At 72.5% G+C, this 10,158-nt stretch carries 12 protein-coding genes; 8 read left to right on the forward strand and 4 right to left on the reverse strand.

Going from position 1 to position 10,158, the window contains the following annotated elements; translation table 11 throughout:
• Positions 1 to 145: 145 nt before the first annotated feature.
• Positions 146 to 406 carry a hypothetical protein gene (locus tag ABD401_RS16460; RefSeq protein ID WP_344606670.1) on the reverse strand — a complete coding sequence of 87 codons (261 nt, stop codon included), beginning with the start codon at positions 404 to 406 and terminating at the stop codon, positions 146 to 148.
• A 101-nt stretch (positions 407 to 507) separates the two neighbouring features.
• On the opposite strand from ABD401_RS16460, the gene ABD401_RS16465 reads away from it, so the two are divergent.
• The 3 genes from ABD401_RS16465 (at position 508) to ABD401_RS16475 (ending at position 1,899) form a co-directional block, all read left to right on the forward strand.
• Positions 508 to 843, forward strand: a complete 336-nt coding sequence (locus tag ABD401_RS16465; RefSeq protein ID WP_344606672.1) for a YnfA family protein — start codon at positions 508 to 510, stop codon at positions 841 to 843.
• An 18-nt stretch (positions 844 to 861) separates the two neighbouring features.
• Positions 862 to 1,296 carry a hypothetical protein gene (locus ABD401_RS16470; protein WP_344606674.1) on the forward strand — a complete coding sequence of 145 codons (435 nt, stop codon included), beginning with the start codon at positions 862 to 864 and terminating at the stop codon, positions 1,294 to 1,296.
• Between the two features lie 420 nt (positions 1,297 to 1,716).
• The gene (locus tag ABD401_RS16475; protein ID WP_344606676.1) at positions 1,717 to 1,899 is read left to right on the forward strand and encodes a hypothetical protein; all 183 of its coding nucleotides are present in this window, start codon (positions 1,717 to 1,719) and stop codon (positions 1,897 to 1,899) included.
• 102 nt (positions 1,900 to 2,001) lie between these two features.
• Here ABD401_RS16475 and ABD401_RS16480 read toward each other — a convergent pair whose 3' ends face one another.
• The 3 genes from ABD401_RS16480 to ABD401_RS16490 all read right to left on the reverse strand — a co-directional run bounded on the left by ABD401_RS16480 (position 2,002) and on the right by ABD401_RS16490 (position 6,095).
• A complete protein-coding gene (locus ABD401_RS16480; protein WP_344606678.1) occupies positions 2,002 to 3,672 on the reverse strand; it encodes a molybdopterin-dependent oxidoreductase in 1,671 nt (556 codons plus the stop codon).
• Positions 3,673 to 3,807: 135 nt separating this feature from the next.
• Positions 3,808 to 4,851 carry a ribosome small subunit-dependent GTPase A gene (gene rsgA, locus ABD401_RS16485; protein WP_425566184.1) on the reverse strand — a complete coding sequence of 348 codons (1,044 nt, stop codon included), beginning with the start codon at positions 4,849 to 4,851 and terminating at the stop codon, positions 3,808 to 3,810.
• Positions 4,852 to 4,961: 110 nt separating this feature from the next.
• Positions 4,962 to 6,095, reverse strand: a complete 1,134-nt coding sequence (locus ABD401_RS16490) for a YihY/virulence factor BrkB family protein (protein ID WP_344606682.1) — start codon at positions 6,093 to 6,095, stop codon at positions 4,962 to 4,964.
• 412 nt (positions 6,096 to 6,507) lie between these two features.
• On the opposite strand from ABD401_RS16490, the gene ABD401_RS16495 reads away from it, so the two are divergent.
• From ABD401_RS16495 to ABD401_RS16515, 5 genes are all read left to right on the forward strand, one after another.
• Complete coding sequence (locus ABD401_RS16495; protein WP_344606684.1) at positions 6,508 to 8,211, forward strand: nitrite/sulfite reductase; 1,704 nt, start codon at positions 6,508 to 6,510, stop codon at positions 8,209 to 8,211.
• An 18-nt stretch (positions 8,212 to 8,229) separates the two neighbouring features.
• A complete protein-coding gene (locus ABD401_RS16500) occupies positions 8,230 to 8,403 on the forward strand; it encodes a hypothetical protein (protein ID WP_344606686.1) in 174 nt (57 codons plus the stop codon).
• Positions 8,400 to 9,140, forward strand: coding sequence for a phosphoadenylyl-sulfate reductase (locus ABD401_RS16505; protein ID WP_344606688.1), 741 nt, complete (start codon positions 8,400 to 8,402; stop codon positions 9,138 to 9,140). The genes ABD401_RS16500 and ABD401_RS16505 overlap by 4 nt, the downstream gene beginning before the upstream one ends.
• Entirely contained in the window at positions 9,137 to 9,685 is a 549-nt protein-coding gene (gene cysC / locus ABD401_RS16510) for an adenylyl-sulfate kinase (protein WP_344606690.1), read from the forward strand. Before ABD401_RS16505 ends, cysC begins: the two co-directional genes overlap by 4 nt.
• A gap of 16 nt (positions 9,686 to 9,701) precedes the next feature.
• The coding region (locus ABD401_RS16515; RefSeq protein WP_344606692.1) for a sirohydrochlorin chelatase at positions 9,702 to 10,158 on the forward strand (457 nt) is incomplete at its 3' end.

Genomic DNA, 10,158 nt, shown 5'->3' on the forward strand with positions numbered 1-10,158 from the left:
CACCACCGACGGGTCGTTCCTCGCTCACCCATCAAATGCTACTGCACTCAAGCAGATATGCAGAACACATGTTCTAGTGCAGTCGCAACCTCATTCACCCCTGCTGTCTCTACTTTCTGACGGCTCGTCAGCCCCCGTGGCGACTTCAGTCCACCAGCGGCTCGAAGTGCTGCCACGCCCCCGCCAACACGCCCCACCGCGGGGCGACGGCGAGACACCGCTCGGCGACGAAGCACGACGGCCGGTCCTCGCGTTCGAGGGCCTCCCGGATCCGCGCCACCGCGCGGGCGTGGCCGACCAGTGCGCGGGGCCAGTCGTCGTACGGCCCCGCGAGGACGACGCCCTGATCGGTGGCGACCCACCACGACGGCGGACGCTCCGGCGTCCGGGACGGATCGGCGGTCATGGGTCGGCGGCTCCCGCAACAACGGAACGGCTCGACCCTCGGCGCACACCGTAGCCCCGACCGGTCGCCGACCGCAGCGGGAGTCCCCGAAGAATGGCCCCATGGACACCCTGCGCTCGATCGGCCTGTTCGTCCTCGCCGCGCTCGCCGAGATCGGCGGAGCGTGGCTGGTGTGGCAGGGCGTCCGCGAGCACAAGGGCTGGATGTGGGCCGGGCTGGGCGTGGTCGCGCTCGGGCTCTACGGCTTCGTCGCCACCCTCCAGCCCGACCCGAACTTCGGCCGGATCCTCGCCGCGTACGGCGGCGTGTTCGTCGCCGGCTCGCTCGCCTGGGCCATGACGCTCGACGGCTTCAAGCCCGACCGCTGGGACCTGATCGGCGCCGGCCTCTGCCTGCTCGGCGTCGCGGTGATCATGTACGCCCCGCGCGAGGTCTGACCGGGTACCGTCGCGCGGGTGACCACCAGCAACGACGCGGACCTCCTCCTGGCCGTCCTGGTCCAGGCCTCGAACTCCTCCGCCGACCCGGACACCTCGGTCTCGATCACCCTGACCGTCGGCGGGCTGGTGGTCTGCGGCGACCTGGTCCCCGCGTGGGTGTGGCTCCGCGAGGTCCGCGGCCTGCTCGTCGAGGGCAGCGGGACCGGCGCCGACGGCATGGCTCACGTCTTCGGGATGCTCGCCGACGACGCCCTCGGCGACGCGCTGATCCGCGACGCGACGGACTCGCTCGAGGACGAGGACGCCCCGGCGCAGGCCCTGCCGACCACCATCCACCTGGCCCGCGCCGTGGTCCTCGGCGCGCACCACCACCAGGAGCTCGCCGGGGGTCTCTGGCGCGGCCGGCTCAGTCACGTCACCGGGTGGACGTTCGGCCGCTTCGAGCCGTAGGCGACACCGGCAAACGCGGCCGGCTCACCCCGACTGTCCCGGTTTCGGCCACTCGGACGGGGGTTTCCATTCGGACAGGTGGCGGGGTGGATCGATAGACCTGACGTCATCGCAACGCCAGACCGATCCGAAGTCCGACATCCGGGGGGATGAGATGACGACTCCGGCGAGCACCCGCACCACCACTGACCTGACCGACATCACGCCCACGAGCACCGGACCGCTCGAGATCCTGCCGACGGCCAACGGCCCCGGTCGGAGCGAGTGGCCGATGCCGGGAAGGACCGGGTTCGGGGGGACCGGTCCGTCCCGTCGCCGTCCGCGATTCGGGGGAGCCCGGACGGTGTGATCAAGTCCGGCGCGGCCGGTGCCGATGTTCCCTACGGCACCGGCCGCACCGGCCTACTCGGGGGATGACGAATGTTCGAGGACGATCGCTACTACCGCCGCTCGGACCTGCCCGTGGTGCCGACGGGCTGGCGCCGGAACGGCGTCATCGGCATCACCGCGACGGTGCTCATGACCGGTGGCCTGCTGCTCGCCGCGGCCACCGCGGACGACGCCGACGCCGCGGTCACCAGCGAGTCCGTCGAGCAGCCCTAGCACTTCCTGACGCTCCGTCAGCAGCGCCGATGGCGCCGTTGAGCGCCGGTCTCAGGGCGGGGACCGGCGCTCAACCGCACCATCGGACCGCTTGTCGGGCCGCTATCGGGCCGAATCGGGCACGGTGATCCGGACGGTGTGCCAGCCGGTCGCGCCGTCCGGGTCGGGGCGCGCCTTCTTCGCGGTCTGGACCTCACCCCGAGCGTCGGTCGCGCGCACCGCGACCGTGTAGTCGCCGGGGGTCGCCTCCCAGCCGCGCAGCCGCCACTGCCGCCACGTGTCCGGGTTGTCCCACGGTGCGAGCTCGGCGACGTAGGGCTTGCCGTCGATCAGCACCTCGACCTTCCGGACGCCCCGGTGCACGGCCCAGGCCATGCCGGCGAGCTGCGTCGTTCCGGCCGCGACGTCGCTGTACGGGCGCGGGACCTCGATGCGCGACTGCGTCTTGACCGGTGCCTGCTCCGACCACCCGCGCGAGGTCCAGTAGGCCCGGAACTCGTCGAACCGGGTCACCTCGAACGTCGTCAGCCACTTCGTCGCCGACACGAACCCGTACAGACCCGGGACGACCATCCGCACCGGGAACCCGTGGTCGTACGGCAGCGGCTGGCCGTTCATCCCGATCGCGAACATCGCGTCCCGGTTCGGGTCGGTCAGCGCCGACAACGGAGTCCCGCAGGTCCAGCCGTCGGCCGAGGTCGACTTCACCGCGTCCGCCTCCGGCCGGATCCCGACGGAGGCGAGCACGTCCGCGACCCGCACCCCGAGCCAGCGGGCGGTGCCGTTGTAGTAGCCGCCGACCTCGTTGGAGACGCACATCAGCGTGACGTCCCGTTCGATCAGCGGCGCCTTCAGCAGGTCGTCGAAGGTCAGCGTGACCGGGCGATCGACCATCCCCGTGATCGTCAGCTTCCAGGTCTCGTGGCTTAGCCGCGGGACCACGAGCGCGGTGTCGATCCGGTAGAAGTCGTCGTTCGGCGTGAAGTACGACGTCAGGCCGGGGATGGAAAAGTCGGCGCGCCGCACCGGCGTGGCCGGGCTCGCCGGCCGGGGCAGGGCGAACAGCCCGGACGTCGCGTAGCTCTCCTCGCCGAACTTCCACAGGACTCCGCCCGCGACGCCGACGGCGGCGACCCCGCCCGCCGCGGTGAGGAAGGTCCGCCGGTCGAGCCCCGCCGCGAGGGCGAGCGGCCGCCGGGACGGGACCATCACCGCCGGCCGCTCGGGTTCGTCGACGACGACCACGGGCTCGCGCGGCGTCACCCGCGCCCCGAGGCCGACCGGCGCGGGTTCGACCGGCGCGGGTTCGACCGGCGCGGTCTCGCCGGCCTCGGCCCGGTCGAGCGCCTCGAGCAGGAGCACCAGTCCCCCGGTGCTCACGATCAGCGCGACCAGCGCCGGCGTGATGCGGACCAGCGCGGGGTCGTCGACGCCGCGGACGGTCGCGACCGCGAGGACGCCGACCAGCCCCACCCCGATCGACATCCCGACGGCGAGGGCCCGGCGGGTCACCCCGACCGCGCCGGCGAGGGCGGCGAGGAGTGCGATCGTCGCCAGCATTCCCGTGACGAGCACCTGCTTGTCGTCGACACCGAAGGTCCGGATCGCCCACTCGCGCAACCAGGCCGGCGCGGTGTCGATCGCCCACGTCCCGACGGCGACCACCGGAGACGGGCCGGCGATCGCCGTCGCGACGCCCTCGGCCGCGCCGACACCGGCGAACGCGGCCAGGACTCCCCCGGCCGCCCCTTCCGCCCGTGCCCGCAGCGTCACCCGACGTCCTCTCGACCGAACCTGACCTCCGCGTCAGCCTGACACGGCAGACCCGCCCCGGACCCCGCTCACGCCCTTACGGTCCGGCTACGGGATTCGGAGCGGGCCCCGGGCCCGGATCGGTGAGCAGGTCGGTCAGCGGCCCGGCTTCGGGTTCCGCCGCATCTCCAGGTGGATCTGCTTCCACGCCCTCGTCCGCTCCTGACGGAGGCGGTGGTCGGTGCGGGAGGCGATCCACTCCGCCTCGCGGAGCAGCTTGCGGTAGCTCTGCCAGCGGCGGTCCTCGAGGCGACCGTCGGCCAGCGCCGCCTGGACGGCGCAACCGGGTTCGGACTCGTGCCCGCAGTCGGTGAAGCGGCACTCGGACGCGAGGGCCTCGATGTCGCCGAAGACCCGCTCGACGCCCTCCTCGGCGGACCAGAGTCCCGCGGCCCGCAGGCCCGGGGTGTCGAGCACGGCCCCGCCGCCCGGGACCGCCACGAGCTCGCGGCGGACGGTGGTGTGCCGCCCCCGGCCGTCCTCGCGGATCGACTGCGTCGCGAGGTCGGCGCCGGTGAGCCGGTTGGTCAGCGAGGACTTGCCCGCGCCCGACCGCCCGAGCAGCGCCAGCGTCCGGCCGAAGGCGACGTACGGCTCGAGCGCGGCGTACCCGTCGCCGGTCGCCGAGCTGACGACGTGGACCTCGACACCGGCCGCGACGCCCGCGACCCGCTCGGCGATCGCCCACGGGTCCGGGACGAGGTCGGCCTTGGTGAGGACGATCAACGGCGTCGCGCCGGTCTCCCAGAGCAGGACGAGCAGCCGCTCGATCCGGCTCAGGCTCGGTGTCGGGTCGAGCCCCTCGACGAGCGCGATCGCGTCGGCGTTCGCGGCGAGCGGCTGCGCCTGGGACTCGCCGCCGGCGACGGCACGGGTCAGCAGCGTGCGCCGGGGCAGGACGGCGTCGACGAACGACGGCCCGTCCGGGGTGCGGCGCAGCGCCACCCAGTCGCCCGTGCAGGCGGCGTCGCGGGAGTCCGCGGCGAGTCCGGGGGTCGGAAGCGCGTCGGCCGGACCGGCGGCGGTCATCACGAGCAACCGGCCGCGGTCCACCCGCGTCACGCGGGCGGGGACGACGGCGGGGTCGCGGTGGCGCTCGAACGCGGCGCCGAGGTCGGCGCCCCAGCCGAGGGCGAGCAGAACGTCCGGGTCGGACGCGGCGTCCGGAACCGGGGTGGAGACAGGGTCAGAGGCAGACGGATTCAACGCGGCACCTTGAGTTGGAGGAGAGGGAGCGAGAAAGCGCGCGCTCAGAGACGGCCATGTCGCTTCACCTCCTCCGGTGCCGGGGCCTCGGGCGCGTCCTGCGCCGGGGCCGTGTGTTCGCCGAAGACTACGGGCAGGACGGTCACGTCGTCGCCCGAATTTTCACCGGTCGGCTCCACCGCCGGGTCGGCCGGCGGCTCCGGGGTCACCGGGGCCGGCGGGGTGATCTGCTTCGTCGCGCGGAGGACGGGGATCCCGTCCAGGGTGTGGTCGTCGTGCCGCTGGGGCCACTGCCGGTCGACCGCGGCGTTGAACGCGGCGCCGATGAGCATCGCGATCGACAGGACGTAGAGCCAGATCAGCACGACGATCGACGCGGCGAGCGGGCCGTAGATCGACGTGCTGCCGACCGACCAGTCGATGATCTTGCGGACGAGGTAACTGCCGAGCAGCCAACCGACCAGCGTCAGGCCGGCGCCCGGGAGGCAGCGGCGCCAGGCGTTCGGCACCGGGACCGCGATCCAGTACAGGGTCGTCAGCGACGCCATCGTCAGGACGATGACCAGCGGCCAGTACAGAACCATGACCCAGTGGGCCTGCTGCGGGATGGCCTCGGACACCAGGTCCGGCCCGGCGAGGATCGGCGGCGCCAGCACGATCGCGATGACCAGGCCGACGATGTAGAGCGAGAACGACAGCGCCCGGGTGGCGATGATCCCGCGGTGGCCGCCGAGGCCGTACATGATCGCGATGGTGTCGATCATCGTGTTCAGCGCGCGCGACCCCGACCACAGGGCGAGCAGGAAGCCGAGCGACACGATGTCGAACCGGCCGCCGTCGAGCACGTCGTTCAGCGTCGGGACGATGACGTCGCTGACCGCCTGGTCCGAGAGCGCCTCCCGGGACAGGTCGATGATGTTGCTGCGGATGTCCTCGACCGTGTCCGGGCCGATGACGTCCGCGAAGTAACCGAGCGTGCCGACCAGCCCGAGCACCAGCGGGGGCAGGGACAGGATCGCGAAGAAGCCGATCTCCGCCGCCAGACCGGTGACCCGGTGGCGCAGACAGATCGAGAACGTGGTCCGGGCGAGGCGCCGCAGGTGCCCGACTGCGGAGGACACCCGCCGGGGGCGCGGCGCGGCCGGGCCGGTCCCGGCCATGGGGCTGCCACGGGCCATGTCCCTACGGTAGCCATCCCGGCGCGTCGCACACGTCTCCCACGCCCCCGGACGCGCCGTGACGTTGCCCTAATTGGACTTAGTCGATAGAGTTTCGAGTTGGCCGGACAAGCGCTCGCGCAAATGTCCTGACAACCCCCTCGACGGGTGTCCAGATGCTGGACGCGCCGTTGTTTTCGCGCGTTCCCGTGCCACCCTGATCCGCGTGAACATCGAGCGGATCGCCCTCGTCGAGCGTCGTCACATCGACCTCGGCCGCGTCTGCACGATGTCCTGTCTGGCCGGCTGACCACTCCGCCCCCGCCTCTTCCCGCGCGGGCGCGCCGGTCCAACCTCTCGACACGCCCTGCCCGCTGCGGCGTGTCCGGGGTTGCCGCGCGCCGTCGCGGTCAGCCGAAGGACCAGACCTCCCGTGAAGAACGCCGATCGCACCACCACGCCCACCGCCGGCTCCCGCGCCCCGAAGCAGGGCCGCGCCAAGGGCCAGGGCCAGTGGGCCCTGGGTCACCGTGAGCCGCTCAACGCCAACGAGCAGTTCAAGAAGGACGACAACCCGCTCAACGTCCGGGCCCGCATCATCGACCGCTACCAGTACACGGGCTTCGACTCGATCGACCCGAACGACCTGCGCGGCCGCTTCCGCTGGATGGGCATCTACACCCAGCGCAAGCCCGGGATCAGCGGCGGCCAGACGGCCGTCCTCGACCCCAACGAGCTCGACGACAAGTACTTCATGATGCGCATCCGCTCGGACGGCGGTCAGCTCTCCGGCGAGCAGCTGCGCGCGATCGCCGAGGTCTCCACGACCTACGCCCGGGACACGGCGGACGTGACCGACCGTCAGAACATCCAGCTCCACTGGGTGCGTATCGAGGACGTTCCCGCGATCTGGGAGCGCATCGAGGCCGTCGGCCTGTCCTCGCTCGAGGCCTGCGGCGACTCACCCCGCGTCGTGCTCGGCTCCCCCGTCGCCGGCATCGCGGCCGACGAGATCGTCGACGGCACGCCCGCGATCCGGGAGATCGTCCGCCGGTACATCGGCGACCCCGAGTTCGCGAACCTGCCCCGCAAGTTCAAGTCGGCGGTCTCCGGCTCGCCGGCGATGGACGTCGCGCACGAGGTCAACGACCTCTCGTTCATCGGCGTCGTGCACCCCGAGCACGGGCCGGGCTTCGACGTCTGGGTCGGCGGCGGGCTCTCGACCAACCCGATGCTCGCCCAGCGCCTCGGCGTGTGGGTCCCGCTCGAGGACGTCCCCGACGTCTGGGCCGCCGTCATCTCGGTCTTCCGCGACTACGGGTACCGCCGCCTCCGCAACCGCGCCCGGCTGAAGTTCCTCGTCGCCGACTGGGGCGTCGAGCGCTTCCGGGAGGTCGTCGAGACCGAGTACCTGCACCGCAAGCTGATCGACGGGCCCGCGCCGGAGACCCCCGGCCCCGGCTTCCGCGACCACCTCGGCGTGCACGCCCAGAAGGACGGCAACTTCTACGTCGGGTTCGCGCCGCTCGTCGGCCGCCTGAACGGGACGCTGCTGAGCAAGATCGCCGATCTCGCCGACGAGTACGGCACCGGCCGCGTCCGTCTGACGGCGGAGCAGAAGGTGCTGATCCTCGACGTGGCCGAGGACAAGGTCTCCGCGCTCACCGGCGCGCTGGAGTCGCTCGACCTGCAGGTGCGCCCGTCGCCGTTCCGTCGTCAGACGATGGCCTGCACCGGCATCGAGTACTGCAAGCTCGCGATCGTCGAGACCAAGGGCCGCGCGGGCGCGCTGGTGCGTGAGCTCGAGCGCCGGCTCCCGGAGTTTCGCACCCCGCTCACGATCAACATGAACGGCTGCCCGAACTCCTGCGCCCGCTCGCAGGTCGCGGACATCGGCCTCAAGGGCGTGCTCGTCCCCGGTCCGGACGGCGAGATGGTCGAGGGCTTCCAGGTCCACCTCGGCGGCAGCCTCGGCATCGACGCCGGCTTCGGCCGGAAGCTCCGTGGACTCAAGGTCTCCTCGGCCGAGCTCGACGACTACGTCGAGCGCGTCCTGCGCCGGTACCTGGCGCAGCGCACCGAGGGCGAGCGGTTCGCCGCCTGGGTCGTGCGGGCCGACGAAGCCGACCTGGCCTGAGCCGCCGGGAGTCGGGTCATGAGTGAACGGGCTGTCCCGTTCCACTGCCCGTACTGCGCCGAGGAGACCCTGCGTCCCCTCGAAACCCACGGGCAGTGGGCGTGCGCGTCGTGCCGACGCGCGTTCGCGTTGAGGTTCCTCGGACTGGCCGGGGACACGTCAGGAAGTACCGGTGAGGAGGTGTCCGGATGACGATCGTCGACCTGTCCTCGCCCCGCGTCCGCCGCCGCCGGGACGACCGGGCGCCGGCCGACCTCGCGCACCTCGCCGACATCGCCGGCAAGGAGCTCGAGGAGGCGTCCGCGACCGAGATCGTCCGCTGGGCCGCCGAGACCTTCGGTGACCGCGTCGCGGTCACCTCGTCGATGGCCGACGCGGTCGTCGCGCACCTGGTCTCGACGGTGAAGCCCGGCGTGGACGTGCTCTTCCTGAACACCGGCTACCACTTCGCCGAGACGATCGGCACCCGCGACGCGGTGGCCGCGGTGTACGACGTTCACGTGCTCGACGTCGCGCCGACGCTCAGCATCGCGCAGCAGGACATCGCGTTCGGGAAGGACCTGTGGGCCCGCGACCCGGATCAGTGCTGCGCACTGCGCAAGGTCGCCCCGCTGAACAACGCGATGCGCAACTACGACGCGTGGATCACCGGCGTCCGCCGCGACGAGACGCCGGCGCGGGCGCACACGCCCGTCGTGTCGTGGGACGCGACCCGCGGCAAGGTGAAGATCTGCCCGATCGCCCGCTGGACGCAGGCCGACGTCGACGCCTACGTCGCCGAGCACGGCGTGCTGCTCAACCCGCTGCTGCTGGACGGCTACGACTCCATCGGCTGCCGTCCGTGCACCCGCCGCGTCGCGCCGGGAGAGGATTCCCGTGCCGGACGTTGGTCCGGGTCCTCCAAGACGGAATGCGGGCTGCACACATGAGCACTTCTTCCCAGCAGGGCGCCACCATCTGGCTGACCGGCCTGTCGGGCGCGGGCAAGTCGACCATCACCGAGGCCCTCGCGCCGCGGCTGCGGGCGGCGGGCCACCGGGTCGACATCCTCGACGGCGACGAGGTCCGCCAAGTCCTCACCGCCGACCTCGGCTTCTCCCGCGAGGACCGGATCACCAACGTGCGCCGCATCGGCTACGTCGCCGAGGTGCTCTCCCGCAACGGCGTGCTCACCCTGGTGCCGGTGATCGCGCCCTACGCCGAGGCGCGGGACGCCGTGCGCGAGCGGCACGAGAAGGCCGGCACCCCGTTCGTGCTCATCCACGTCGCCACCTCCGTCGAGGTCTGCGCCGAGCGCGACGTGAAGGGCCTGTACGCGAAGCAGAAGGCGGGCCAGATGACCGGGCTCACCGGCGTCGACGACCCGTACGAGGAACCCACCAACGCCGACCTCCGCCTCGACACCGCCGGCCGCAGCCTCGACGAGTCCGTCGACGCCGTGTGGGCCGTGCTGTCGACGCGGGGGCTGATCTGATCGGACGAACTCCCCCATGATCGGCACGCCCGAGTCACTGCTGCTCGTCGCCCACGGAAGCCGGGACCCCCGGCACGCAGCCACCGTCGAACAGCTCGCCGGTGCGACCCGGGCCGCCCGGCCGGACCTCTGCGTCCGGGTCGGGTACCTCGATCACAACACTCCTCGGGTGGCCGACGCCCTGGCCGGGCTGACCTCGGCGGTCGCCGTCCCGCTCCTGCTCGGCCACGCGTTCCACGGCAAGGTCGACGTCCCGGCCGCGCTGGCCGAGGGGGCCGCGCGCACCGGGGCCCGGATCGAGCTCGCCGACGTCCTCGGGCCGGACCCGCGGCTGCTCCCGGCCGCGCTGCGTGCGGTGACGGACGCGGCCGGCGTCGTCCCCGGCCCCGGCACCGGGCTCGTCCTCGCCTGCGCCGGCACCACCGACGCCGACGCCAAGGCCGCCCTGCGCCGCCTCGCCCTGCGGTGGCGGC

This window comes from Sporichthya brevicatena (assembly GCF_039525035.1).
GTDB classification, from domain to species: Bacteria; Actinomycetota; Actinomycetes; order Sporichthyales; family Sporichthyaceae; genus Sporichthya; species Sporichthya brevicatena.